Genomic DNA, 26257 nt, shown 5'->3' with positions numbered 1-26257 from the left:
GTCAGCGCGAGGCCCTCCGCGCGGGCCCGGTCCGTCAGCCGGCGCACCAGCTGCGCGTCCAACTCGTCCGCGGCCCACACCTCGGTAGGCTCAACCGGAACCGGTAACCCACCCTGCTCGCTCGGGTATTCGGACATCTGAGGCCTCCTCAGATCCAGCCGTTACACCAAGAACCGTACAGACCCACGTGACACAGGCTCCTGTGTTCTCGAGGTCCACGACGAGGTTTCGGCGGCCTTGGCAACCCCGTGCGCGGTGGGGTGCGCCGTCGTGCCGAGGACCCGTACGCGGCCGGAGGTGTGCTTGATGGCCGCGAGGATGTACTGGCGTTGGCCGGTCAGGGTGACGGTCTCGATGAAGTCGCATGCCAGGAGCGCGTCGGCCTGGGAGTGGAGGAAGTCGGCCCAGACGGTGGCGCGGCGGTCCGGTGTCGGCCCGACGCCCTCGGCTTTGAGGATCTCCCAGACTGTGGCGGCCGCGATCTTGATGCCGAGCGTGGCGAGTCCCCGTGCACCGTGCGGTATCCCCACGTCGGGTTCTCCCGGACCAGCCGCAGGAAAACCAGCCGCAGGATCGAGCCGACAGTGGGTGAACGTCCCGGCCGCTTCGGTCGGCAGGTCCGCGCGTGCCCGTGTTTCGTGAGGTCGCGGTGCCGGCGCGGAATCGTGTCCGGCTGGACCAACAGTCGCACTCGGCGCAGGACGTGACGCGGCAGCGGCACCGGCAAGGCCGCGAGGAACGCCCGGTCGTCCGGCCTGAACTTCGCCCGCGACCCACCGAGCTGCCGCTCCAGAACCATGAGCTGGTGACGCTCGAACGCGAGGTCACGTTCGTCGAACGGGTGCTCCTCGAGCACGCCGATGCCTCCAGGCGCCGCACCGGGCAGTTACGGCCGGCAGCATTGAACCGGGGCCTACGCCTGCGGGTAGTCGCGGCGCAACCCGAACATACTGCGCGGGTCTGCCCGATGTTCGAGTGAAGCGCGGACAGGAGGTGTAGGTCGACGCGGTCGGCGACACTGGCTGGTTGATGCAGGCGTAGACGGCGGCGATGCGCGCCCGCAAGCCTTCCAACCGCCCGTCGCGTGTGGCTAAGCCCATGAGCAATGCGAGGGTGTCCCGCCAACGGGACAGGTGTGATGGGCGAGTTGCGCGGTCGGCCCTGGAGTGCTGTGGCGTCTTGACCGCGTGATCCCGCTCCCGTGAACGTGGAGGGGATTTCGCGGGCGCGGACCTGCGGGGAATTGGGGGCATCGTCGTGGGGCTTGGCGGCATGAACACGGATGTGGTGGTCCCGGGGGCCGGGCCGACCGGGCTGATGCTCGCGGGCGAGTTGCGGCTGGGCGGCGCGGACGTGGTCGTGGTGGAACGCCTTCCGACACGGACGGGTGAGTCGCGCGCCGGCGGGATCCACTCGCGGACCCTCGAGGTCCTGGGCCAGCGCGGCATCCTGGATCGGTTCCTGGCGTCGAGGAGCTGGTGCGGTGGTCGACCGAGGTCGACGGACTCGGCCAGGCCGGGGACGGCGTCACGGTCGGGCCGCGGACGGCCGGCACGTCGCCGGAAAGCCTCCGCGCCCGGTTCCTCGTGGGCTGCGAGGGTGGGCGCAGCACGGTACGACGGCTGGCGGGCATCGACTTCCGCGGCGCGGGGGCAACCATGACCGCCCTGTTGGCGGATGTCGAACTCCCGGATCTTCCTGAGGACTTCATTTTCCTGCGGCGGTGCGCCGACGGCCACTTCTCGGCGCTTGCGCTGGAGCCGGGCCGGCACCGGGTCATCACGTCGGAATACGACCGCGTGGTGGACCGGGACGACGTCACGTTCGAGCAGGTCCGCGAGTCGCCGGTCAAGCTGCGCGGATGCCGCGTGTGGCAAGTTCGCCGTGGATGCGGCTGTAGTCCCAGAGGTTCTCGCCGGCAAACCGGAGCGCCAGTGCACACGAGAGGACTATCGATTCCGTCGGCAGCACAGTCATAGCAACGATGACGCGATTCGGCTCCTTTGGGCGGCCCCTCACCGCCCCTGCCCAGAAACGGTGTCGACTCCGTTCTACCGCCCTGCGGCGGGTCCTTGCCGGTGCCCGCTCGAGGTGCTTCCAGGCTTCCCTTCGGACGTGCAGGCGTTCGCGGCAGCGGGTTCGGTTTCAGCTGTGGCCGGCGGTGCCGCGATGGGGAATTGAATCGGACTGATCAGGTACTGGGCGCGTTCGGGCGTCGGCTCGTTGGCCAGGTTCGGCACGATCGCCTCGCGCATGCCGTCGATCATCGCGCGCAGTTCGTCTGGACTGAGCCACAGGGCATGCTGGCGGTAGCCCACATGGTCGGCCACCGGGTCGGCACCGTCGCGGCGGAGGTAGGCGTCGTACTCGGCGGCGAGAGCCGCGAGGGCCGTCGCGAAACTGCGCCGGTGGTCGTCGAGGGACAGCGCGGCGATCGTGTCGGCGTCGATGACGGCGCGGTCCTGGCGCAGCCGGTAGCGGCGTTCGACCGCGCCGCGCACTCGCCGCTGGTCGGCGACCTCCAGGACGCCGCCGGCGGTGAGCAGGTCGACATGCCGGTAGACCGTGGCTTTGGAAACGTCGGCGATGCGCCGGCACAGGTCACTGGTCGTCAGTTCCTGTCCACCGCGCATTGCGTGTACTACCCGCAGCCGCACCGGGTGCGCCAGTAGCTCGAAAGCGTGCATGTCCCGACGATCTCACACTGTGCTACCTTTCGCAGAAGTTGAGAAAGGTAGTGCCGATGTCTGACCGCGCCCCGGCCGAGGCCGCGAGCACCCACTGGACCCCGCCGTCCTATGCCGAGCCGACCGGTTTCACCGAACACGACGTGGTCGTCGGTGCCGCCCCGTTCTCCGTGCCGGGCACCATGAGCATTCCGACGGGCTGCGCGTCGGTGCCAGGGGTGGTGCTGCTTGGCGGTGGCGGACCGTTCGACCGTGACGGAACCGCCGGGCCGAACAAGCCGCTCAAGGACCTGGCGTGGGGGCTGGCCAGTCGGGGGATCGCGGTGCTGCGTTTCGACAAAGCGACCTTCGTACATCCGGAGTTCGCGGCCTCACACGATCTGACCATGACGCGGGAATACGTGCCGTATGCCGCCGATGCGCTGAAGGTGCTGGCCGCCCGCCCGGAGGTCGACCCCGAGCGCGTGTTCATCCTCGGCCACAGCATGGGCGGCAAGGTCGCCCCGGAGGTCGCCGCGACGGAGCCCGCGGTCGCCGGCCTGGTGATCATGGCCGGCGACGCGGAGCCGATGCACCATGCCGCCGTCCGCGTCCTCTCCCATCTCGCCTCCGTGATCCCCGACCAGGTCCCGGACTCGGTGGTGGCGATGTTCACCCGGCAGGCCGCCCTCGTCGACGGCCCCGACCTGACGCCCCAGACCCCGGCCTCGGAACTCCCCTTCGGGCTTCCCGCCGCGTACTGGCTGGAGATGCGCGACTTCGACGCCGTCGGAACCGCCGCCGCACTCCACCAGCCGATGCTGCTGCTCCAAGGCGGCCGCGACTACCAGGTCACCGTCGCCGACGACTTCACCCGATGGCGATCGGGTCTGCGCCGCCCCGGAGTCGACTTCCGCGTCTACGAGGCGGACGATCACATGTTCGCCCCCGGCGCAGGTGCCTCCACCCCCGCCGACTACCTGCGCCCGCAACACGTCGACCCGGCCGTGGTCCGCGACATCTCCGACTGGATCCACCGCGTCCCCTCCCGCTGACTCGAGCACGGGCCACCCTCGGCCTGCCGCACACCGGGTCCTGCCATGGGCGCAACTCGTCGCCCGCGATCAGGGGCCGCGTGAGGCCATGGTCGATTCCAGGGCATCCAAGGCGACGCCGACGTCAGGGCTCGCGATTGGACGCAGTGCGAGGGTGCCGATGTCGCTGAAGCGGAAGTGCAGGCCTTGCAGGGGGCTCGGCCAGGGTGAAGGTGTCGATCACCTCCGGGTACAGCATCAGCAGCACGTCGTGCCCGTAGACGGCGCGGCGCACGTGCTCGACGACCGTGTCGTCGGCGAACGCGGTCATGATGATCCTCGGCCAGCTGGGCGCCAGGTCCGAGCGCATCAGCAGCGGGCACGGCGGCGGGGCGGCGGTGTCGGCGGCGAGGGCGTTCAGGTCCGCGTCCAGGGCATGGCCCACCCCGACGGAGAGCACTCCGATCACGATTCAGCGAAGGGCCCGCGGTGGCCCCCAGACCGCTCGGCGCCGGTCCGCACCGACGAAACAGCGCCCTTTCGTGCGCCGGCTCTCTCTGGCGGTTCCGCCGGGGGTGCGCCAGCGCGCGTGTCCGTAACCGGCGTTCCGCGAAGGCGTTCATGCGCGGCGCTTGCGGTGCGGTGGGCACGACCTCGATGCCGATCGACGCGCATATGGCGTCGTAGGCGGCGGTGAACTTCGCGTCCCGGTCCCGGATCAGGTAGGCGAACCCGTGGCCGACGTCCTCGAGGTCGGCGGCAAGGTCGCGGGCGACCTGGACGACCCAGGCGCCGGTCGGGTGCGCGGTGACGCCGAGCAGTCGCACGCGCCGGGTCCCTGGTTCGATGACGAAGGCCGCGTAAGCCGTTTGAGCGTCACGGTGTCGACGTGGAAGAAGTCGACCGCAAGGAACGATTCGGCCTGCGCCCGAAGGAACGTGCGCCAGGTGTCGTCGCGTCGGCCGGGCGGCGAGACCCCGCGTGCGCGCAGGACCTTCCGCATCGTGGACGCGGCCGCGCGGTGGCCCAGGCGCCCTGGCCGCGCGCCCCTGGCTTCCGCGGCGCGCAGGCGGTAAGACAGAGCACCGGCCCGGTCCTGACGGGCTGTCAGGGAGGGGTTCCGATGGACTGGACGATCCTCGACGACGGACGTGCGACACAAGTCGTTGCGCACGTGGACACCGACCCGCAGGCCGAGTCAACCGGCTCCCCGCTGCTCACCGTGGACGCGGTCGACGCCACGTTGGGCTGGACGTGGCAGGAGTACGGCTGGTGTCGGGGCGATGTCTGTGTACCGCACACCTCCGGCGCGCCCGCCCGACGCGCCGACGGCTTGGTTGACCTCGCCGGATTCGCCGCGCTCCTGGGGCGGCCCTACGCGATCGAGCTGGGCGCCCGGGTGGCCGTCCTCGGGGCGACACCGGACGGGCTGGGCATCGGCGTCGACGGCGAGGCACCCGACTTCGCGCTGCCCGACCTCGACGGGAACCGGCACCGGCTATCGGACCTGCGCGGCCGCAAAGTGGCGATCAACTTCTGGGCGTCGTGGTGCGGTTGCCGTTGGGAACTGCCGCACTGGGAGGCCCGCCACCGGGAACTCGCCGACTACGGCTTCACGTTGCTGAGCGTCTCGCTCGACCACCGGGTCGAGGACGCGCGACCGTGGATCGTGGAGGCGCAGCCGACCCACCCAGTCCTCGTCGACACCGAACAGCGCGTCGCCGCGCTCTACCAGGTGGCCAACGTGCCGACGGTGGTCTGGGTCGACGAGGCGGGGCGGGTGGTGCGTCCCAACGACACGCAGTACCCCTCGGACACCTTCACCGTCTTCACGGACGTGCCCTCCGGCCCGGCGATGGCCGCCCTGCGCCGCTGGGTCGTCGACGGCGACAGCGGCCTGAGCCCGGCCGAGGTGGCCGCCCACACCCCCAGGCCCGACGCGGCTGGGCAACAGGCCCGCACCGAGGCCGCGCTTGCGGTCTGGCTGACCCGCAACGGCCACCCGGACACAGCCCGCCGCCGCTACGAACGCCTCGCGGCGGAGTTCCCCGAACACATCTCGCTGTGGCGCGCCTTGATGCCGCTGCTCGACCTCGACCCGCTCGGCGAGGAGTTCTTCATCAAGGCCGCGGCCCTTCAGGAGGCAGGCATACCGCTGGCCCGCCCGCTCCCTCTCGGCGACCCGGAACCGACGAACTGACCCGGTCCCGTGTGAGGTCGGGCGCCACGACGAGCTGCCGGACAGAGCCTGGCTGCGCTGACGAGCCGGACGCCGCACCCTGACGGAAGCGGAGGGCCTGCACCAGTCCCGGCCTCTGCATGATCTGCTGCACGCGCCGAGGCCCGCCAGGTCCCGGCGCGCGGCCGGGCTCGCGGTGCGAGGAGCAGGACCAGGGATGGCCGCTCAGGCGGGGGCGAGGTGCTCCAGGCTGAAGCACGGCAGGGTGCCGGAGACGCCGGCGGTGGAGGGGAAGCAGACGACCTTCACCCCGAGGCGAGCGAAGCGCTGCTCTTATGCGCACCAGGAGTCGGTGCCTTGTCAGTCGTCGCCGACGAAGGCGCTGTCGAACCGCAGCCGCTCCCGGGCGTCGATGCGGCATCGTGCGCAACAGCGGAGACCTCCTCGACGTGATGATGTCCGTCCTCGAAAAGATCAAGGAGGACATTCCAGCCCACGGAGAACTGCTGTGGGATCGAGGAGCACCTCGCCCAGGTCGGCGATGAGCGGGTCTTGGTCGGGCGTACTCCGGGAACTCCGCCGCCTCGTCCGCAGTCCACACGATCCTCTCCGGAGTGGAAGGGCGGCGAATGACCGGCGGACGGGCCGGGTTGGAAGGGAGCCGATGCTGCCGCACGGCGTCGCCGAGCGCACTGGAAAGCGTCGCCAGGCAGCGGTAGAGCGTCGTGCGCCCACGTTCTTCGGCGAGCTCGCCCGGCCCGGCTGGGCGAGCGTGCGGTCCCGCCGCGGACCGCACCGAACGCGGCCCGCCAAGCTCCGCGCCGACAAGGCCTACCACTTCGTCGAGAACCGCTCCCGGCTGCGCGAACACGGCATCGCCGTCCGGATCGCCCGGCCGCCAACTTGTCCATTGGACCGACAGGCTGATCGATCTGCCCGACGAGCTGGTGCTGCCCTACGACCGTCCCCGTCCGGCAACCGATTCCCACCAGGGCTCCGACTTGGCCCTTTGGATCGACGCGCGACTGCACGCGGCACTGGCGGACCTGGCCAGTCGCGCCGGGGCAAGTCTGTTCATGGTGCTCAACGCCGGCCTCGCCGCCCTGCTGACCGAACGCGGCGCGGGCACCGACATCTGCATCACCAGCCCCGTCGCAGGACGTACGGACCAGGCCCTCGACGATCTCGTGGGCTGCTTCATCAACGTCGTGGTGTTGCGCACCGATACTTCGGCCGACCCGAGCTTCGCCCAACTCCTGGAACGCGTCCGCGAAACTGCCCTCGCCGCGTACGCCCATCAGGAAGTGCCCTTCGGCCACCTGGCGAAGGCTCTCAAGCCCACCCCCCGCTGCCTCACCCAGGTCAGGCTCATTCTGCAGAACACTCCGGAATACGATTTCGACCTGCCCGGTATGCGCGTGCGCGAAGTCGTCGCGCCGACGGGAACAGCCAAAGTGGACTTCGGTATCAGCCTGACGGAGCGCGAGCACGCGGACGGCAGCCTGGCCGGCCTGGACGGCGTGATCCAGTTCCGCACCGATCTCTTCGACGAACGGACAGTCGGCGATCTCGCCACGCGCTGGGTACGGCTGCTGAAAGCCGCCGTCGAGTCCCCCGACAAGCCGCTGAGCGAGCTGACCACGAGCGACGCCCCAGGCGACACGCAGCCTGACGCGGTTCGGGCGCTTTCGGTGAATCCGCAATGAAAACAGGTAGTCGCCGCCTTGCGCGAAGCCCGATCGGAAACCGGTGATCGCTGCCATGCCCTTGCTTGCACCCCCGCGCGCCGACGCTCCTGAAGCCCGATCGCCGCGCACGCCGCCGACGCTGCGGGCCCGGTCGGTCATCCCCGGAAGGCAGCGCTGGGAGGTCCCGATTCTCTGTCGCAGACCAGCCCTCGCGCATGTGGTGGAAAGGTTCCTCAACGAGGACGTCAGCATCGTCGAAGCGCGCGTAAATCCCGTGACCGGCAGCGTGCTGGTCCTGCACGCCCCCAACACCCCCTCCCGGTTCATCGCCGGTCTCGTGCGCGACGCCGTCACCCGGAGCCTGGCGTGTACAGACGCCGAGCACACCGCCGCGCCGGTCGATGCGGTGAACCACCCGGACATCAGACCTCGGCAGGGTGCCGGAGCCGGCGACGGCCGGGTTCCACTCGGTGGTTCGGGCGGACGGCCGGGCCCGGCCCGACTCGGCAAGTGGTCTGCGGTTCTGCTTGGCGGTGGTGCGGCGGCGGTCGCGATCACGGCCTGTGGCAAGTTCGCCCTGACCGTGCTCGGCCAACCTCTGATCAGCCTTGGTCTGGCCGCCGCGGCAACGGCGGTTGTGGTGCGGAAGGCGTGGCGGCGACAAGCCGATCGCGAGCAACCGGGGTCGAGGGAAGTGGCCATGTGGCGCCGTCCGCTGCGGCGCATCGTCGGGCGGCACCGGCGACAACTCGGCGCGGCGACGGCTCTGTCCGTGTTCGCCCAACTGGCGGAAATCACGTTGTACGCCCTGGTCCCGTCGATCGTTCTCGTGCTGGCCAGGGGCGAGAGCGCGTTCCTGGCACGGCTGGGCGTAGCGGGTGTCGCGACCCAGCTACCGGTCCTGGTCGGCGCCGCCGCGCTGGCTTGCCTCACGATGGCCGCGTTGGGCTACGGCGCCGACGTCGCCTGGCGTCGGCTCGGGCAGACGATCGAGGACGACTGGCGCATCCGCACCTACGCACACGTGCAACGTCTTGCGCCGGTCGACTTGGAGAATGAACGCACCAGTCGGGTCAACACGGTGCTCACCGAGGACATCAGCCAGTTGGGGAGCTTCGTCGGAACGAACCTGCACGACGTCGTCCAATTGGCCACCAGCCTTGCGGTTCTCGTCCCGGTGTACCTGCTGCTCGCCCCGCAACTCGCCTGGGTCGCCTTCGCGCCGGTGCCGCTGGTCGCTTGGCTCTCTTTCCGCTCCCACGAGCGCGCGGTCGCCGATCACGTCGCTTCCGGGAAGCACCGGTGGCGGTTGCACAACCGCATGGCCGACAACCTTCAGGCCCACACCACCATCAAGGTCACGTGCACCGAGACGCACGAGACCACGCGTGTCTCCGAGCTCAGCCGGGAGTATCGCGACGCGAACCGCTCCACCGACCGCAGCGCGGCGGCCCAGACCCAGATCCTGCGGCTGTCCGCATGCTCGGCGCTCGTCGGCACCCTGCTGCTCGGCGGCCGAGCCGTGCTCGGCGGCGGGCTGCCCGCCGAGGCGTTCGGGCCGTTGATCGAAATGCCGGGCAACGCCCTGGGCAAGTTGACCCGATTGGGCACCATCACCGACCAGTACCAACGCACCCTCGCCGCCCTGGGCCGGGTGCAGGCTCTGAACGACTTGCCGGTCGAATCCGGTGCCGACCTCCCCCACCTGCCCACCCAGCGGGTCAAGGGGGAGATCGAACTACGAAAGGTGACCTTCGCCTATCCCGGGCGGCAGGCCACGCTCCGCAGCACCTCCCTGGCCATCGCCGCCGGGCGAACCACGGGCATCGTCGGCCCCACCGGCGCGGGCAAGTCCACCATCGCCAAGCTCCTGATGCGCTTCCGGCATGCCGATCAGGGCCAGGTGTTGCTCGACGGCGTCGACGTGCGCGATCTCGGCTTGTCCGACCTGCGCCACGCCATCGGGTATGTCACTCAGGAGCCGTTCCTGTTCGACAGCACGATCGCGGAGAACATTCGCTACGGGACTTTCCACGCCACGGACGCGCAACTCATCGCCGCGGCCCACACCGCCGGGGCGCACTCCTTCATCGCCGATCTGCCCGCCGGTTACGACACCTTGGTCGGTGAACGTGGTGCCGCGTTGTCCGGCGGGCAGAAACAGCGCATCGCCCTGGCCCGCACCATCCTGCGCGACCCCCCGATCGTCATCCTCGACGAAGCCACCTCCGCCGTCGACAACGAGACCGAGGCCTCCATCCAGCGCGCCCTGCAGGTCTTCGGGAGCAACCGCACCATGATCGTCATCGCGCACCGGCTGGCCACGGTCCGAGGCGCCGACCGCATCTACGTCCTGGGGGATTCCGGCCTGGTCACCGAACATGGGACACACGAAGAACTCTTGGCACTCGGCGGCACCTACACCAACCTGTGGACGCTGCAGGCCGGTCAACAGGTGTCTGCCTGACAACGTCCGGCTCCGCCGCCTGGACATCGACCCCACGAAAGGACCGTCGCCACGTGGATGTTCCAGCAACGCCCGCCGCGGTAACAGCAGGCACCAAGCTGGTTGCTTTTGGCAATTGATCGCGGGGCGGGGCACCGACCGGCCCCATCGCGGGTCCGTGTGGGACGCCCGGAGCCGCCGGTCTCCTCCGCACGGCGCCGACGGCGCCCCCTGGCCGCACACCCCACCGGTGCTGCGGCCGGTTGAGGCACTCCGTTTACCGTCGCCGACCTCCAGCGCGAGATTCGCCGGCGGGAACCGGGAAGCTCCTGGTCGGCTCTGCGGCCGGGGCGAGTCGCCCCGTTTGCGGCCACCGGCGGAGTAGGTGTGTGCTGGGAGGTAGTCGACGCCGTCGAATGACGGGCGCCGCTTGCGGCAGATCCGCAGCTGTCCGAGAGGTACACCTGGCAGGCGTGCCGTCGCGGCGACCGTGCGGCCCGAGCCGCCCGCTCGCTGTTGTGTTGGGGAAGCGCGCGGCGGGTGAGGTCCGACCGGTGCGCCGACACGGGTGTCCCGATGCGAGGAGATCGCAGAAATGACCCGCCCCGATCGCAGCCATGCGCTGGACCACGTCGTCGCGGTTCTGTTCGAGAACCGGTCGTTCGACAACCTGCTGGGGCGGTTGTACGAACCGGGCGAGGTGCCGAGCTTCGAAGGTGCGCTCGGGAATGCCCTGGGCAATCCGATCCCGCCGTGGGCCGAAGACGGCGGGGGCCGCGGCCGCGTGCCGTACGGTGTCGCGCCCGACATGGACACCCCCGACCCCGACCCCGGCGAGGAGTACCAGCACCTCAACACCCAGCTGTTCGGCATCGTCGACCCCCCGGACAACCGGGGCGTGCCAGCCGAGCAGATGACACCGCCCTACAACGCTCCGGCCGAGGCAGGCCTTGTTCCGACCATGGACGGCTTCGTCGCCGACTACATCAGCGCCGTCACCGCGGAGACGGGCCGCCAACCGTCATACGACCAGTACGCGCAGATCATGACCGGCTACACCCCCGCCCAGATGCCGGTGCTGTCGGCTCTCGCCCGTGGGTTCGCCACCTTCGACCACTGGTTCTGCGAAGTGCCGTCCCAGACCTTCACCAACCGGTCCTTCTTCCACGCCGGCACCGCATCGGGCTACGTCGTCAACATGTCCCCGGCCGACTCCTTCCCGGTGCACAACACGGCGGAGACCATCTTCGACCGACTGGAGGCGCACGGACTGACGTGGCGCGTGTACTGCAGCCCACCGGCCCGCATGCCGTTCACCGGGATCATCCACGCCGCCCGGCTGCGCGACCGGTTCGCCAATTTCCACTCCACCGACAGGTTCTTCGAGGACGCCGCAAACGGGACACTTCCGAACTACGCCTTCATCGAACCCGCTTTGGTGTACGGCCACAACGACATGCACCCGCCCGAGGGCGCGCTGTTCCCCGGGCTCACGTTCGACACGCCATCCTCGCTGATCGGCGGGGAGGCACTGCTCGCCCGCCTCTACGAAGCTGTCCGCATGTCTGCTTCGCCCACCGGGTCGAACGCCTACAACACCCTGTTCGTAGTCACCTTCGACGAAGCCGGCGGCACCTACGACCACGTCCCACCGCCGCCGGGCCCACCACCCGACCCCGCGGCACCCGCCGGGCAGTACGGATTCCGCTTCGACCGCTCCGGCATCCGCATCCCCGCCATCGCGATCTCCGCCTGGGTCCCGGAGCACGCGGTGGTGACCGACCTCCACCGCAGCACATCGGTCCTCCGCACCATGCGCGAACACTGGTCGCTCGGCGAGCCGTTCTCCGCGCGGGAAGCCGCGGCCCCCGACCTGCGCCCGGTCCTGTCGCTGGACACCCCACGCGACCCGGAGGACTGGCCCGACGTCCACCCGCGACCGTTCCCCGAGTTCACCGAGCCCATGGTCCCGCCCGACTTGCCGCTGCGCGGCCTGCCCAGAGCCCTGTTCTTCGCCTTCCTCGGCCTGGGCCGCGAACTGGGTCAAACCGTGCCCGACATCGCCCCTGACGCCACCCTCACGGGGAGCGAAGGCATAGCCATGATCCACGCCATGTTCGGCCATATGTTCCCCAACCTCGGCAACGGCCACTGACCACCACCGCCAAACCGACGGGCACGATCGCCACGAGCTGCGAGGCCGGCAGCACGTGGCAGGGGGCAGCCTCTCAGCCCCTGAACGCGGCGTCCCCTGGCCGGTGGCGGCTTGGGGGTGGAGCTGCCGGGATGTCGGCCGACCGTCGGCTGGGCGCTGCACTCGGAAGCCCGGCAGGGACTCGGACGGCTGCTTTCCAGGACGCGCGTGGAACACGGCAGTTCCGAAGTTCCAGCTCGCGATCGCGTGTGAGTCGGGGGCATGACCGTGCGCCCGCCGCCGACTCACGGCTAGCCGGCTGACGCGTCCTGCCCTGTCGGGTACGGACCCGACGGGGCAGGCGCGGCTGAGGGTGGGCCTTGCGCTGACGTTCGTGGATGTCCTCGCACCGGTCGAAGCTCCCCTTCGGCATCGCCGCGCGGACGGCCTTCCCACTGCTTCGCCGCCGACACCGGGCTTGCCCCAGGTCGCCCAGTGGGCGGTTTCGCCGTCGTCGTTCGCGCCGCCCTCGCCACCACAGACGCCATGGAAGACGGCGTCATCGCCCGCACCCTCGCCGACCGAAACGGGAGCACCCCCGCATGACCAACGCCCCGGCCCGAACAGCCCACCGCGGTCATCACCAAAGCGTGGTCCCCTGTCGCAGGTCAGGTGAGACCTACGGCTTGGCCGTGGCCGGCGAGGTGATCGCCGTTCCGGTCGGGGCCGCGGAGTCCAGCACCTCCGCGTAGTCGGGCAGTTCGACGCCGTTGATCGCGCGTCCGACCAGTTCCATGAACCATTCGCCGGCGAAGTCGGGGCCCGGCTCGGCGTCCGGCCCGGGAACGTCGCGGCTGCGGGCGTTCAACCGGCCGATCTCCTGGTTGGCCTCGACGAACGAGCGCATCCGCGCCTCGTAGCGGGCGAACCCCGCGTCGGGGTCCCATCCGGCAGCGGCAAGCTCTCCGGCCAGCACGTAGGCACCGACCAGCGCCATCCCGGTGCCCTGCCCGGACATCGGCGACGAACTGAACGCCGCGTCCCCGAGCAACCCCACCCGTCCGCTCGACCAGCGGTCCATCACCACCTGGGCGGCCTGGTCGAGGTAGAAATCCGGGGTGTCGTCCAGGTGCGCGAGGATGTCCGGGGTCGACCAACCCATGCCCGCCATCCGCTCCCGCAGCAGGGCCTTTTGGGCCACGATGTCACGGTGGTCGACGTCGAAGTCGGCCGAGGCGAAATAGAACATGGCCATCGCCCGGGTGGCGTCCTGGATCGGCCGCAGGAGGGCGGAGCGTCCGGACTCCTGGTCCTGGTACTCCAGCAGCCAGCGGTCCAGCTGGTACTCGTTGGGCGTGCTGTAGAACGCAAGCACGTGCCCGAGATGGCGGAGAAACCGCTCGTGCGGACCGAAGACCATCGCCCGCAATTCCGAGTGCAGCCCGTCCGCCCCGACCACCAGGTCGAAGCGCCGCCGCTCGCCGCCCGCGAAGACCACATCGACCCCGTCCGCATCCTGGGCGAGGCCGGCGATTCGGTCGCCGAAGACGTACTCGACACCGTCGCGGGTGTCGTCGTAGAGCACCTGAGACAGATCCCCGCGCAGGATCTCGATGTCCGCGATGAACCCGTCGCCGCCGTCGTCGTCGGCACGGAAGGTCTCCAGGACCCGCCCGTCCGCGTCCACGGTGTGCGCGCCGGCGGTGTCGGTGCAGGCCGCGCGTACCTCCGCGGTCAACCCCATGCGCTCGATCACCTCCCGCGCGACCCCGCGCGCGTCCACCGCCTGCCCGCCGGGACGCAGTCCGGGAGCCCGCTCCACCACGGTCACCTCGGCACCACGCCGGCGCAGCCAGTGGGCCAACGCGGGTCCCGCGACGCTCGCCCCCGCCACCAACACCCTGGGACCGCTCGGCCGCACCCCCTGCCCGCCGGTCCGGATCGCGTGCCCCTGGACGGAGTCTTCGACGCTCATTGCTGCCTCCATATGCTTCCCTCCGCGCTGGACCGTTCGTTCCCGGCACAGGCCCACAGCTGTCGGTGTATCCAGCTGTATCGACCGCGGATCCCCACGAAACTCATCGGTCACGGCTGTGGGGCACTTGGGGCGCGCGGGAACCGTCGGCCGGCAGCAAGGGGAAGCCCGTGATGGGGATATTTGAATCTGGCTGTGGCTTCTATTTCGTGACGATGGGGCTTCCTCGGAGTATGTCGGCGTGCTTGGCTCCTCCGGTGATCAAGCAGGACACGGGTGGGGGTCGACTGTCATGAGCGTTCCGCCGTACTTGGAGCGAACACTGTCAATCTTGCGGACGGCCTATCCCGAGGGGCTTCCGACGAGCGACTACCTGCCCGTAGTGCGGGTCCTGACAGAAGGCATGTCACTCAGAAACCTCAATGACGTTGTCGCCGAGCTGACCGGTTACGCCACGATGAAGGTCTACAACGATGTCGGTTTCGCGGCTGAGCTGGAGCTGACCGATCCTGACGTGGTCCGGGTGGAGGCTCGGTTGACCCGACATGGCTGGGATCCTGACGATGACGAATGAAGGCTATCCGTACCCGGTCCCCAACTGCAGCGCCCATGGGCGACCCGGCCGTGCCGGATCCAGCGCATATCCGCCGCGGACCTGCACCACCCGCCGCACCAATGCGCGGGACTGCCGAGACAATCCCTATGCCCACATCAACGCGACGCGGCGAATCAGCTGATGAGACGAGGGCGCGAAGTTCCACCCTGCGTCTCTATCTGATCACGCTGGAGCCCGGGGATGTCCGGGGCCTCGCGGATCAGTTCACCAGAGGCGGCCGTCATCGAGATCAGGGACGCGCAGATGGCGGGCAGGAATGGGACAAACACCAGAACTCCGACCCAGCCCGCAAGAGCCATGATCGCAGACCCGAGGATGGTTCCCGATACCAGTTCTGCGGCTATCAGCCCTTGGTTGGTGCGGGTGAAGAGCGGCCACACGAGGAGTGTGAAGGCGATAGCTCCTGGGCCGGCGACCTGCAGCCAGGTCAGCCCAGCGAGGACGTGGAAGGCCGCGAGAATGACCAGGAGAGGCAGTGCCGCCAAGCCGAAGGCAATGCGCGCGCAGAGCACGGCAGTCCGGTTCAGCGGCCGCGCGAACACCGAGGCCAGAGTAGCCATGAGGACCCTTCTTCCGACACAGTGCGTTTTGAGCATTCGCTCAAAATGAGCTTACTCATACGGGCTGTGGGCGGGACCGTTCGTCTCTAGCTTGAGAGTGGATCAGCTGGGCGGATGGGGCTCGCTGTTCGAGGCGTTGCAGGGCCGGGATCGTTGCCGCTTCGCGGTTACGGGGGTTGCGCGAGGACGAAGGTCCGCAGCAGGGCGAACGACGCGCGTCCGTAGGACCTGCGCTTGATCAGCTTGATGCGGGTGACCTGGCCTTCAACCGCGCCGGAACTCCATTGCAGGGTCAGGCCGTTGACGACGGCATCCCAGTCGTTGTGGAGGAAGGCGGCGAATCCCTGGAGTGGCTTGGGCCCGTCAGCGAGGGCTCGCGTCGTCCAGGCGGCGAGTTCACAGCCGCGTCTTTCTCGGACGATGCCGGTGAAGGCTCGGGCGAGATCGGCAGTTGCGGCGAGGTCTGGACAGGTGTCGAGGACGCGGTCGAGTTCGGCGCGTTCGCCGCTGCTCAGCACCTCGGGACGACGCATGATCCACGCTGCGATCCTTCGCGGGCTTGGGACCGCGCGGGGCTCGTCGACCGCTGTCCCCGCCCGCAGTGTCGCGACGTACGTGCGAACCGTGATCCTGCTGCCGCGATAGCCCTGCTCGCGGATCTCGCGGTAGAGCTGTGCCGCGTTGGTCCCGCCGGTGCGGAATCGCTGCTGGATGTAGGGCTTGAACCGGGCGATTATCTCCGGTCTGCGGTCGCGCGCCGAGGCGACCAGGTCGTCGAGATCGCAGGTCGCGTAGCGGCGGACGGTCTTGCGGTCGAGGCGAAGTGCCCGGCTGATGGCGCTGAGGTTCTCGCCTCGATCGCGCCGGTCGTTCACGTCCTTGTGCCACTGCCGGACACGGGCAATGATCTGGCTGTCCGGCGGGTCGTCGGGTGGCGGTGCCGGCTCGATGAGGGCAAGCAGCCTCTCGGGCGATGCCGCGTCGAAGTCTTTGCGCAGGCATGGACGATGGGCATGGGCGGTGCGTTCGACCGCCCGGGTGAGGCTGTGGAGCAGATGCCAGCGGTCGGCAACCTGCACCGTGTCAGGGGCGACGCGGTTGACGGCCTGGCTGAACGCGCTGCTGCGGTCCCGGCATACGACTTCGACTTCGGGGTGTTTCGCGAGCCACGCGGCCACCGTGTCCGCGGCACGGTCAGGCAGCAGGTCTATCGGTCGGCGGGTCTCCATGTCGATGAGCACGGTGCCGTAGGTGTGCCCTTTACGGAACGCGAACTCATCGATGCCCAGCACCCGTACGCCGTCGAACGACGGATCGGGGAGCGAGCGGACCTCCCGCAGGATCTGACTGCGGCTCGCCCGGACGGGCAGGTAGGCGGCCAGCTTGGCCCCGGCTCGGCCGCCGACCGCGAGGCCGATGGCCTGCACGAGTCGTGACACCGCCTGGGTGCGACGCCGGTACGGCGCGGTCAGGTGCTCGATCTGCTCGGCGATCGTGCGTCGCTTGCACGCGCCGTTGTCGCAGAAGAACCGTCGTACCCGAAGGCGCAGCACCACCCGGCGGCCGCCGATCGGCCGGTCCGCCAGCCGTCGCCGGTACGTGCTGTGCGGTCGTGACGCGTCGGCCCCGCAGTCCGGGCAGAGCGTAAGGAGCTTCCGACTCCGGACATCAACACAGACCACCTCGTCGACGATCTCGACCGCGTCGACTGCCAAGCCCTCGACGTCCGGCCACTCCAGGTCCCAGAACCACGGTTCGTCCCCCACGAACAGCACGCTGAACAGTCAGCGCGCCCTACCCACACCGATGATCGAAAGTGATCGTCACGAAATTGAGGCCACAGCCTTGAATCTCCCCACCCCCTGCTCTGGGTTGGGCCAAACCTGCTCGGGTGATCTCCCCACCCTTCGTGTGGTGTTCTCGGGCGTGTCGGGATGCTGGGCTGTTTGGGTGGCTATGCCTGTGTGTGAAGCGAGTTTGGCCTTTCGGGGGCCCGGATGCTCACGCAGGAGGAAGACGTGGATGCGCACGCGCTGCGTCGGCAGGGCTGGTCGATCTCGGCGATCGCCCGCCACCTCGGGCGTGACCGCAAGACGATTCGCGCCTACCTGAACGGAGAGCGCACGCCGGGCGAGCGGCGTCCGGCGGCGGATGCGCTGGTGCCGTTCCTGCCGTATTGCCGGCAGCGGCTGCTGGACGACCCGCACCTGTGGGCGCGGGTGCTGTTCGACGAGGTGGCCGCACTCGGCTACGAGGGCGCGTATTCGACGTTCACCCGCGCGTTGCGGCGGCACGAGGTGCGGCCGCACTGCGCGCCGTGTCACGCGACGCGGGGCCGCGCCTCGGCGGTGATCGCGCATCCGCCCGGCAGTGAAGTGTAGTTCGACTGGCTGGAGTTGCCGGATCCGCCCGAGTCGTGGGGTGTCGGTTCGCACGCGCATCTGCTGGTCGGGGCGCTCGCGCATTCGAGCCGCTGGCGCGGGGTGCTGGCCGAGTCGGAGGACCTCCCGCACCTGGTCGAGGCCCTGGACGAGGTGCTGCGCAAGCTCGGCGGGACGGCGAGGCGGTGGCGGTTCGACCGGATGGCGACGGTCTGCTACCCGTCCAGCGGGCAGTTGACCAGGACGTTCGCCGCCGTTGCGAAGTACTACGGCACGGGTGTCGACATCTGCCCGCCGCGGCGCGGCAACCGCAAGGGCGTGGTGGAGAAGGCGAACCATTCCGCGGCGCAACGCTGGTGGCGGACGCTCCCGGACGGGCTGTCGGTCGAGCAGGCCCAGTCCGGGGTCGACAAGCTCGCCAAGCGGATGGACGCCCGCCGCCGGCAGGTCGACGGCGCCGCGACCACGGTCGGCGAACTCGCCGATGCTGAAGTGCTGTTGGAGCTTCCCCGACTGCCTTACCCGGCCGAGGTGGACACGTCGCGGACGGTCACCGCGCAGGCGCTGGTGCCGTTCGCCGGGAACTTCTACTCGGTCCCGCCCGGACTGGTGGGCCTGCGCGTCCACGTCCGCCACCGCCTGGGCGCGGACCACCTCGACATCGCCACGGCCGGACGCGCGGTGATCGCCCGGCACCGCATCGCCCCGCGCGGGTCCGGCCAGACCGTCCGCGACGCCGGGCACGTGGTCGCGCTCGAACAGGCCGCGCTGGCCGCGTTCTCGGACCGGGCGCCCTGCAAGACCAAGGTCCGCCGACCGCTGTCGGACGCTGCCGAGGCGGAGGCCGACAGGTTGCGGACCGAGCGCGCGGGCGGGTCGACCGCCGAGCGCGTGGTGGTCGACCTGACCCACTACGCCGCTGTTGCCGACCGGCTGCGGCGGGCACCGGAACCACAGGAGGGGACCCAGGAGTGACGACGCCACCTATGCAGATGAGCGAGGCCCGGCGCTTCCAGCAACTGCGCGGCCATCTGTCCTACCTCAAGCTCAACGACGCCGCGGAGGCACTGAACCGGGTCCTGGACCAGGCCCGCCACGAGCGCATGTCGATCACCGCCGCACTGGAGCGGCTGCTGGAGGTCGAGGTCGAGGCGACCGAGTCGCGCCGCCGGGCGGCGCGGGAGCGGTTCGCCTGCCTGCCGGAGCCGTGGATGTTGTCCGACTTCGACTTCGCCGCCCAGCCCGGTGTCGACGAGAAGCTGATCCGGGACCTGGCGACGCTGCGGTTCCTCGACGACGCGAGCAACGTGCTGTTCGTCGGGCCGCCCGGGGTCGGCAAGACGATGCTGTCGGTCGCGCTCGGGCGGGCCGCGGTCGACGCCGGGCACCGGGTCTACTTCACCACCGCGGTCGAGCTGGCGAACAAGTGCCGCAAGGCCGCGATCGAGGGCCGCTGGAAGACCTGCATGCGGTTCTTCGCCGGCCCGAAGCTTTTGATCGTCGACGAGCTCGGCTACCTGCCGTTGCCCGAGGACGGCGCCTCGGCGCTGTTCCAGGTGATCAACCAGCGCTACCTCAAGTCGAGCACGATCCTGACGACCAACGTCGGCATCGCCGACTGGGCCGGGGCGTTCGGCGACGCGACCGTCGCGGCCGCGATGCTCGACCGGCTGCTGCACCGCGCGGCGGTCGTCGGGATCGACGGGCCGTCCTACCGGCTCCGCGGCCATCAGACCCAGGCCGACAACCTGCGCAAGGGGGTCAACGCCCGTGTCTCCTGAACTCCCGCGACCGAACCGGTCGAGCGGACCTGCCCGGCCTGCGGAGTTGGATTCACCGTCGCCCGCCCCTCCAGCCACCAGGTCTTCTGCTCGTCGGACTGCCGTGACGAGGCGGCGGCCGCGAAGCCGCCCGTCGTCCGCATCTGCCGGCACTGCGGCGGCCCGTTCGAGGCTCCGCGGCACAAACGCCGCGCGTTCTGCACGTCCGAGTGCCGCACCGCGGCCCGCATGGATCCGTCCACGGCTGAGGACCGCACCTGCCGCGGATGCGGCAATACCTTCCAGGCGCCTAGCAGTTCGCGGCAGGTCTACTGCACCCCGGTCTGTCGGCGCGACGCCGAGAACGCCCGCGAACGCGCCCGCAACGAGGACCGAGCGAAACGCCTGGGCACCGGCCCGCGCATCCCCCGCCCCGCCACCGTCGACCTCGCATCGACCCGACCCGTCGAACCAGCCCCTCGGCCCCTCGCCCGGACCGGGGCAGGCGAACGCGACCCGCTCGAACCGGCCGCGACCCGCAACTGCCCCCACTGCGATCAGCCGATCACCATCGTCGCTCTCCTGGCCACCCCCGAAGCCGCCCGCCCCAGCACCCGAGGCCGCATCCCCGACGTCGTCGCGATCCGCCGCACCAACTGACCCCTGGCCCAACACATCCGGAGGGCCCGTCCTGCGGACGGGCCCGCAACCCCTGCCCGAGGCCCGTCGTTCCATGGGCCGGAACGCCGCCGCCGTGCCGTTAGCCGTCGCTCTGGGACCAACCGCCGTCCACGACCAAGTTGGCGCCGGTGACCGCGGTGGCGTCGAGCAGATAGGCGACGGCGTCGGCGATCTCCTCGGGCGCAAGGAACCGCCCCAGCGGGACATGGTCACGCCACCGGTCGATCCGACGGCGGTCCTCCTCGCTGGCTGGGTCGCGGAAGATACGCGTGTCGGTGAACCCCGGGCTGACGGCATTCACCCGCACACCGGGGGCGAGCTCGCGCGCCATCGCCGCAGTCAGGTTGATCAACCCGGCCTTCGCCGCCGAATACGCCGCGATCCCGATCCGCCCGAAACGCTCGACACCCCGCACCGAAGCGACGTTCACGATCGCCCCCTCGCCGCCTCCGAGCTGGCCGACGAACGCCTGGGATGCCAACGCACACCCCACCAAGTTCGCCTGCAGCATCTCCTGCCAATGCGCCGACGACCACTCCCCGAACGGCACGGAACGGGCCACGCCAGCGTTGTTGACCAACGCAGTGATCGGCCCGGCCGCCACCGACGCAGCCGCGGCGAACAAGTCGGCCACCCCCTGCTCGGTCGACACGTCGGCCTGCACGAAATCCGCCGAACCGCCAGCCGCGACGATGTCCTCCACCACCCGACGGCCGTCGTCCGCACCCAACCGCGCATTCACCACAACATGACGCCCCCTCGCCAGCCGCAGCGCGACCGCCCTACCAATCCCGGTCGACGAACCCGTCACCACCACGGTCTGCTTCACCCGCACCCCGAATCACCGGCCGACAGCCACACCCCATCCCACCACGCTGAGGAGCTCCAGCGAGCCGACCGCTCACCATCCCCACTTCCTTGAGCAATCAACCATCTGAGGAACGAGAGCCGGACTGGCGAATTTCACGGGTTCTCATCAGCCCGATTGGTGCCTGGACGCGGATGGGGAGGGCAGGCGCAGCGTGGCTCAAGTCGCAGGCTGCCGGCACAACCGCGGCATCAGCGAAAACGTGAGCCAAGTCGGCCTGATCCTCCAGAACCGCGCCACTGGGGACATCCGAGCCCTCCTCCGGCACCGCCGGCCGTGACCTCAGCCGCCTCCCGATCGATTTCCAACTGACCAACAAGGCTTGCCTGCAGGCATCCATGGATTCATGGCGATAGGTGGCAAGGCGTGACCGCTACGGGTCGTGAGTACACCCGGCGGAATTCCTCCGGCACCGTAGCCGGAAGTCACGGAAGAAGCTGAGCACAGGGTGAGGCCGGCATAGGCCGGGCGAATCCGGGTCGACAGGTGTGTGCGCCGTTCGCGCCGAGGCTCCCGCGCAGCCGCTCTCCCCCGAGACGCGCGCCCCGGTCTCCATCCACCCCAGACCAGGGCGCGCACCCAAGCCGCAGCAGCGCAAGTCCTCCAGTCCTTGAAGACGCCGCCCGGGGACATTGGGCGCAGGAAGCGGGCAGGCTATGCGGCGCGGCGCCTCGTACCCGGCACAGCCGTTGCCGACGAACGACGTGCGGCGCTGCTGCCGCGGGGGCGACGGGGGGCTGGGGAATTGCGCTCGGCGGGCGGAGCGCCGATGGTGACCGGGACGCCCGAGGGGGTTCTGGCGCCGGTGATGCGGGCCAGTTCGGGGTCGCCCGAGCGCACCTGCGCGGTCCTCGGGGTGATACCCGCGTCGGCCATCAAGCGGGTGATGTCGCGCCGTTGAGCGGGCAGGACCAGGGTCACGACCGTCCCGGACTCGCCCGCGCGAGCGGTCCGGCCGCCGCGGTGCAGGTAGTCCTTGGGGTCGGTGGGCGGGTCGACGTTGACGACGAGGTCGAGGTTGTCGACGTGGATCCCGCGGGCCGCGACGTTGGTCGCCACCAACACCGACACGTGGCCCGACTTGAAGTTGTCGAGGGTGCGGGTGCGTTGCGGTTGGGACTTGCCGCCGTGCAGCGCGGCCGCGCGTACCCCGCTCTGCAGCAGATGCCGGGTGAGCTTGTCGACGGCGTGCTTGGTGTCCAGGAACATGATCACGCGTCCGTCGCGGGCCGCGATCTGCGTCGTGGCGGCATGCTTGTCGGCGTCGCGGACATGCAGGATGTGGTGCTGCATCGTGGTGACAGCGCCCGCCGGGGGGTCGACGGAGTGGACCACCGGGTCGTGCAGGTAGCGGCGGACCAGCAGGTCGACATTGCGGTCCAGGGTCGCGGAGAACAGCATGCGCTGACCGCCGCCCGGCACATGGTCGAGCAGTCTGGTGACCTGCGGCATGAAGCCCATGTCCGTCATCTGGTCGGCTTCGTCCAGGACGGTCACCGCCACCTGGTCCAGACGGCAATCGCCGCGCTCGACAAGGTCGTTCAGCCGCCCCGGTGTCGCGATGACGACATCGACGCCGTCGCGCAGGGTGCGGGTCTGGCGGCCTATCGGCAGGCCGCCGACGACGGTGGCCAGCCGAAGCCGGAGCGAGCGCGCGTACGGGGCAAGCGCATCGCTCACCTGCTGCGCGAGTTCCCGGGTAGGCACCAGGACGACGGCCGACGGCTGCCTGGGCTCGGCGCGCCGGTCGGCGATGCGGGCGAGCAGGGCCAGACCGAACGCGAGGGTTTTGCCGGAGCCGGTACGCCCGCGGCCGAGAACGTCGCGGCCGGCCAGCGAGTTCGGCAGCGTCGCTCCCTGGATGGGGAACGGGACGGTGAGCCCGTTCACCTTGAGCGCAGCCAGTAGCGGCGCCGGCATGGCGAGGTCGGCAAACGCACGGACCGCAGGCAGCGCGGGCGCCGAGGTCGCGGGCAGCGCGAACTCCCGCGCGCGGGCTGATGACGGACGGGCGCGGGCGCCGCGAGGCACGCGCTTGCTGCCACCGCGCGGCGTTGCGGCAGCGTTCCGGCCCCGCGTGGCGCGGCCCGGGGCCGCTCCGTCCGATACGCCGGAACGGACGCGGGATTCTTTGGTCTTGGAGCGTGCTTTGCGGGTCATGATGACCTCCTTGAAGCGGCGCGCACCAGGGAATTCGACCGGCATCGCAAGAATGCCGGGAATCACGTGATCGAGCCGAAAGGCGCCGGCGGGAAGCTCCCGCCGGGCCGGGGAAATCCGTGCACGAAACGGATCGAGCGCTCGTACGAAAGCACCAGAATGCAGGCATCCGTTCGGAATGATCCGACTACCCGCCGATTCGGCTCGGCGGGGCACGGAGGATGCGGCCCGGGTCGGTGTCGACCAGGGAGGAATGTGGCGGCCAAACCGCGGCCGTCGGCGAAACCAAGGCTGTGACCGACCCGGCGGGCCGGTAGGCGCACCCGAGGTCGCGTACCGGCCGCGCAGCGCAGGCCGTGTCAGGCGGGAACGATGTTCTCCGCCTGGGGGCCCTTCTGGCCCTGGGTGACGTCGAACGTCACCTTCTGGCCTTCCTATGGCCTTGTTCCGGATCTCTGCGGTCCCCTCGACAATCCGGCGGACTCCGAGCACCGTATCGGGGGGCCGACGGACGACGGAACCATCCGAGAGGTGCAGAGGCCGGCTGCCCGGCACCGACCCAGTGCGGCCTGACGGACTACTGGGTCGTCTGCACCGGGAAACCGAGGCGATCGAGGGCACGCGTGACCTCGCGGGCCGAGAAGTCGCGTCGGTCCTGGCCGCTGATCACTTCGCCGACTTGCTTGACCGGATAGACGTACCGGCCGATCGTGACGAGGTCACCGACGGCCGGCTCCGGCTCGACCCCGCCCATCAGCTTCTCCACCTCGTCCCGGTTGAGATCGAAGGCAAAGCCGGCGATGACGACACGCATGGTGGCTCCCAAAGGTGGGCGTCGATCGTTGGGAAATCCCGGAGGACGCAGGGGTTGTGCGCGCATGGTCGGTCTCCTCACGTGGGCAATGGCACGAGCGATGGCACCGGTGGAAACCGGAGAACAACCGAGGCCGCCGCGCTGATCGGCCGCTACCGAGCCGCGGAAGCCCCGAACTGGCAAGCGGCGGAATGCACGTCATCGCGAGCCGTCGGCCACGGACGTGGCGTTTGCCGCGGGACGGCGGCGGATCGGTGCTCCGGCTTGGTGGAGGCTGACCAAGGCCTGCCGATAGGAGTCGATCAGTCCGGTCTCGTGGTAGGCGACGCCGTGGTCGTGGCAGTAGTCGCGGACGATCGGCTGCACCTTCCGCAGGTTCGGGCTGGGCATCCGTGGAAAGAGGTGGTGCTCGATCTGGTAGTTCAGCCCGCCCATGACCACGTCGGTGAGTCGGCCGCCACGGATGTTGCGGGAGGTCAGGACCTGACGGCGCAGGAAATCCACGTGGTCCACCCCGCTGCGCATCGGCATCCCCTTGTGGTTGGGGGCGAACACAAGGCCGAGGTAGACGCCGAAAACCGCCTGGTGCACCGCGAGGAACGCAACGGCCATGCCGGGCGGGAGCACCAGGAACAACGCCGCCAGATAGACGGCGAGATGCCCGGCGAGCAACGCGCCCTCCAGCCGGCGGTTCTTCAGCGTGGGGTTGGCCAGAGCCCGGAAGCCGGCCACGTGGACGTTGAGGCCTTCCAGCATCAGCAGCGGGAAGAACACGAACGCCTGCACGCGACCCAGCAGGCGGGGCAGACCGCGGGCCGTGCGGGCTTGGTCCGCCGACCAGAGCAGCAGGTCGGGTGCGACGTCGGGATCGAGTTCGGCGTGGTTGGGATGGGCGTGATGGCGTGTGTGCTTGTCCTGCCACCACGCGTACCCCATGCCGACAGCGGCCCCCGCGATGCGGCCGACGGCGTCGGCGGCGGCACGGCCGCGGAAGACTTGGCGATGGGCGACGTCGTGGGCGACCAAAGCCGCCTGCCCGAACGCCACGCCCAAGAGCGTCGCGACCGCCAGAGCCCACCAGCTCGGCCCCACCAGGACGAGCGCCGTCCAACAGCCGGCGTAGAAGGCCGTCACCAACCCGATCCGCACGATGTAGTAGCCGAGGCGGCGGTCCATGAGCCCCATCGCGGCAACGCGCTTGGAAAGACCGGCGAAATCCGCCCCGGAACCGTCTGCCGGCCTGCGTCGCGCGTCGAGCAGTATGTCGGTCATGTATGCCTTTCGAGAAGGGCTGTGCCTCGCGTGGAGCGGGTTCGTCCGGGGCGGCGAGCGGGGTGCGCGCGGCCGGACCGGTCATGGCCGGCCGGCGAGAAAGCCGGTGCCCGGCGCCACGAGGCCAAGCCGCTCGCACCGGCAGGACGGCTCGGTTGATGCGACGAAGAGAACGAGGATCGGTGGCGCGGTCCGGGCCGGAGAGTTCGAATCAGGCGGACGGTGGGATTCGCCGCCTTGGGGCGACGCCCAGGACGGCGGCGGTCACCACGCGTGGTTGCCGCGACAGGCGGTCGGCAGGGGGCGGGTGCGTGACCCCGGGCAACGGGTGCCATGACCACGCATCCAGGCGGGGTCTGCAGGCGCGTTCACTGTCGTGTCGAGGGCTGCGCTTTGCCGACACTGGGAAACTGAGCGGCCGGATTCCGGCACCTTGGTCACCCCTCCGCGGTGCCTCGTCAGGAGGCGCCGCAGTTCGGAGGTGACGTCAACTCGGAGCGCCAACGAAGTCCCTCGCGTGCAGCCTAGCCGTGTCCACGGCAAAAGCAGAAGATGCACCGGGCTGTGACGGAGCACGATGCCCGCGCGGCGCGCAAGGGGCCGTGAACTCGTCGGCCAAGGCGCGTCCGCGGAAGCCGCCTGCACATCGGCGTCCCCGACGATCGACTCGCGGTAGCTCCGGTGAACGGCTCCGAGACCGGTGCAGGGCCGCCGCGCGGTGCCGCGGGCGGTCAGCAGAGCAGCGGCAACGACGTTCCGGCAGTGCCGTGTTCGGCGTCCGGACCGTGCCGCTGGTCCGCAGGCCCACAGCACACGGCTGCGGCCTTGACCGGCCCCGCGGTGAACGGCACGTCGACGCCGATGACGTCCCTGATTCGGACGCGGTCCGTGTACGACGGACTAGGGCGCGTATCTGGTTGTGATCAGTTTGCGGGAGTGGCCATCGCGGCAGGGTCTGATCTGGTAGACCGTGTTGTGTGACACGAGCGCAACTGACGGACGATGAGTGGGAGTTCATCGCGC

General features: G+C 69.9%; 22 protein-coding genes and 3 pseudogenes. 14 read left to right on the top strand and 11 right to left on the bottom strand.

From position 1 onward, the window contains the following. Positions 1–161 precede the first annotated feature (161 nt). Complete coding sequence (locus ABEA93_RS40555) at positions 162–530, bottom strand: hypothetical protein (protein WP_345681025.1); 369 nt, start codon at positions 528–530, stop codon at positions 162–164. A 275-nt stretch (positions 531–805) separates the two neighbouring features. Between ABEA93_RS40555 and ABEA93_RS40550 the strand changes: the two genes are divergently transcribed. The 3 genes and pseudogenes from ABEA93_RS40550 (at position 806) to ABEA93_RS40540 (ending at position 1979) form a co-directional block, all read left to right on the top strand. Beyond that, the gene (locus ABEA93_RS40550; protein ID WP_345681024.1) at positions 806–979 is read left to right on the top strand and encodes a hypothetical protein; all 174 of its coding nucleotides are present in this window, start codon (positions 806–808) and stop codon (positions 977–979) included. Positions 980–1272: 293 nt separating this feature from the next. Then, positions 1273–1410, top strand: a pseudogene (locus ABEA93_RS40545) (FAD-dependent monooxygenase); the annotation flags it as partial. A 68-nt stretch (positions 1411–1478) separates the two neighbouring features. Next, positions 1479–1979 carry an FAD-dependent monooxygenase gene (locus ABEA93_RS40540; RefSeq protein ID WP_345681023.1) on the top strand — a complete coding sequence of 167 codons (501 nt, stop codon included), beginning with the start codon at positions 1479–1481 and terminating at the stop codon, positions 1977–1979. Between the two features lie 72 nt (positions 1980–2051). On the opposite strand, the gene ABEA93_RS40535 is transcribed toward ABEA93_RS40540, so the two are convergent. Continuing rightward, positions 2052–2687 carry a helix-turn-helix domain-containing protein gene (locus tag ABEA93_RS40535; protein WP_345681022.1) on the bottom strand — a complete coding sequence of 212 codons (636 nt, stop codon included), beginning with the start codon at positions 2685–2687 and terminating at the stop codon, positions 2052–2054. Between the two features lie 56 nt (positions 2688–2743). On the opposite strand from ABEA93_RS40535, the gene ABEA93_RS40530 reads away from it, so the two are divergent. Beyond that, positions 2744–3721, top strand: a complete 978-nt coding sequence (locus tag ABEA93_RS40530; protein WP_345681021.1) for an alpha/beta hydrolase family protein — start codon at positions 2744–2746, stop codon at positions 3719–3721. A 124-nt stretch (positions 3722–3845) separates the two neighbouring features. Here ABEA93_RS40530 and ABEA93_RS40525 read toward each other — a convergent pair whose 3' ends face one another. Beyond that, on the bottom strand, positions 3846–4160 hold the full coding sequence (locus ABEA93_RS40525; protein WP_345681020.1) for a hypothetical protein: 315 nt from the start codon (positions 4158–4160) through the stop codon (positions 3846–3848). Positions 4161–4434: 274 nt separating this feature from the next. On the opposite strand from ABEA93_RS40525, the gene ABEA93_RS40520 reads away from it, so the two are divergent. The 5 genes from ABEA93_RS40520 to ABEA93_RS40500 all read left to right on the top strand — a co-directional run bounded on the left by ABEA93_RS40520 (position 4435) and on the right by ABEA93_RS40500 (position 12168). Then, the gene (locus ABEA93_RS40520) at positions 4435–4776 is read left to right on the top strand and encodes a hypothetical protein (RefSeq protein ID WP_345681019.1); all 342 of its coding nucleotides are present in this window, start codon (positions 4435–4437) and stop codon (positions 4774–4776) included. A gap of 47 nt (positions 4777–4823) precedes the next feature. Beyond that, positions 4824–5900 (top strand): redoxin domain-containing protein, encoded by a 1077-nt coding sequence (locus ABEA93_RS40515; RefSeq protein ID WP_345681018.1) that lies wholly within the window; start codon positions 4824–4826, stop codon positions 5898–5900. 704 nt (positions 5901–6604) lie between these two features. After that, complete coding sequence (locus tag ABEA93_RS40510; RefSeq protein WP_345681017.1) at positions 6605–7585, top strand: condensation domain-containing protein; 981 nt, start codon at positions 6605–6607, stop codon at positions 7583–7585. Positions 7586–7784: 199 nt separating this feature from the next. After that, complete coding sequence (locus ABEA93_RS40505) at positions 7785–10034, top strand: ABC transporter ATP-binding protein (RefSeq protein WP_345681016.1); 2250 nt, start codon at positions 7785–7787, stop codon at positions 10032–10034. Between the two features lie 574 nt (positions 10035–10608). Next, entirely contained in the window at positions 10609–12168 is a 1560-nt protein-coding gene (locus ABEA93_RS40500) for an alkaline phosphatase family protein (protein WP_345681015.1), read from the top strand. Between the two features lie 658 nt (positions 12169–12826). Here the strand turns inward: ABEA93_RS40500 and ABEA93_RS40495 are convergent. Further along, positions 12827–14122: an FAD-dependent monooxygenase gene (locus ABEA93_RS40495; protein ID WP_345681014.1), complete on the bottom strand. Its 1296-nt coding sequence runs from the start codon at positions 14120–14122 to the stop codon at positions 12827–12829. A gap of 292 nt (positions 14123–14414) precedes the next feature. Here ABEA93_RS40495 and ABEA93_RS40490 point away from each other — a divergent pair, with 292 nt between their 5' ends. Beyond that, positions 14415–14696 carry a DUF3349 domain-containing protein gene (locus ABEA93_RS40490; protein ID WP_345681013.1) on the top strand — a complete coding sequence of 94 codons (282 nt, stop codon included), beginning with the start codon at positions 14415–14417 and terminating at the stop codon, positions 14694–14696. Between the two features lie 155 nt (positions 14697–14851). Here the strand turns inward: ABEA93_RS40490 and ABEA93_RS40485 are convergent, their stop codons facing one another. Next, on the bottom strand, positions 14852–15298 hold the full coding sequence (locus ABEA93_RS40485; protein WP_345681012.1) for a hypothetical protein: 447 nt from the start codon (positions 15296–15298) through the stop codon (positions 14852–14854). Between the two features lie 167 nt (positions 15299–15465). Continuing rightward, positions 15466–17064 (bottom strand): ISL3 family transposase, encoded by a 1599-nt coding sequence (locus tag ABEA93_RS40480; protein WP_345681011.1) that lies wholly within the window; start codon positions 17062–17064, stop codon positions 15466–15468. A 252-nt stretch (positions 17065–17316) separates the two neighbouring features. Here ABEA93_RS40480 and ABEA93_RS40475 point away from each other — a divergent pair, with 252 nt between their 5' ends. The 4 genes from ABEA93_RS40475 (at position 17317) to ABEA93_RS40460 (ending at position 20099) form a co-directional block, all read left to right on the top strand. Next, on the top strand, positions 17317–17679 hold the full coding sequence (locus ABEA93_RS40475; RefSeq protein ID WP_425585265.1) for a terminase gpP N-terminus-related DNA-binding protein: 363 nt from the start codon (positions 17317–17319) through the stop codon (positions 17677–17679). Positions 17680–17694: 15 nt separating this feature from the next. Beyond that, positions 17695–18654 (top strand): Mu transposase domain-containing protein, encoded by a 960-nt coding sequence (locus ABEA93_RS40470; protein ID WP_345681008.1) that lies wholly within the window; start codon positions 17695–17697, stop codon positions 18652–18654. Further along, a complete protein-coding gene (gene istB, locus ABEA93_RS40465) occupies positions 18651–19460 on the top strand; it encodes an IS21-like element helper ATPase IstB (protein ID WP_345681007.1) in 810 nt (269 codons plus the stop codon). Before ABEA93_RS40470 ends, istB begins: the two co-directional genes overlap by 4 nt. Before the next feature lie 228 nt (positions 19461–19688). Further along, positions 19689–20099, top strand: a complete 411-nt coding sequence (locus tag ABEA93_RS40460; RefSeq protein WP_345681006.1) for a hypothetical protein — start codon at positions 19689–19691, stop codon at positions 20097–20099. Between the two features lie 100 nt (positions 20100–20199). Here the strand turns inward: ABEA93_RS40460 and ABEA93_RS40455 are convergent, their stop codons facing one another. The 5 genes and pseudogenes from ABEA93_RS40455 to ABEA93_RS40435 form a co-directional block, all read right to left on the bottom strand. Next, positions 20200–20949 (bottom strand): SDR family NAD(P)-dependent oxidoreductase, encoded by a 750-nt coding sequence (locus tag ABEA93_RS40455; protein ID WP_345681005.1) that lies wholly within the window; start codon positions 20947–20949, stop codon positions 20200–20202. Between the two features lie 693 nt (positions 20950–21642). Continuing rightward, a complete protein-coding gene (locus tag ABEA93_RS40450; RefSeq protein WP_345681004.1) occupies positions 21643–23148 on the bottom strand; it encodes a DEAD/DEAH box helicase in 1506 nt (501 codons plus the stop codon). A 359-nt stretch (positions 23149–23507) separates the two neighbouring features. Next, positions 23508–23582 (bottom strand): annotated as a pseudogene (locus ABEA93_RS40445) (cold-shock protein); the annotation flags it as partial. Between the two features lie 164 nt (positions 23583–23746). Beyond that, a pseudogene (locus ABEA93_RS40440) lies at positions 23747–23962 on the bottom strand (SCO5918 family protein); the annotation flags it as partial. A 198-nt stretch (positions 23963–24160) separates the two neighbouring features. After that, the gene (locus ABEA93_RS40435; RefSeq protein WP_345681002.1) at positions 24161–25234 is read right to left on the bottom strand and encodes a fatty acid desaturase family protein; all 1074 of its coding nucleotides are present in this window, start codon (positions 25232–25234) and stop codon (positions 24161–24163) included. Positions 25235–26257: the final 1023 nt, after the last annotated feature.

It is taken from the genome of Yinghuangia aomiensis, from assembly GCF_039542225.1.
Classification (GTDB): Bacteria; Actinomycetota; Actinomycetes; order Streptomycetales; family Streptomycetaceae; genus Yinghuangia; species Yinghuangia aomiensis.
Note: the sequence above shows the minus strand (reverse complement) of the source record. Positions and strands in the feature narration are given on the sequence as shown.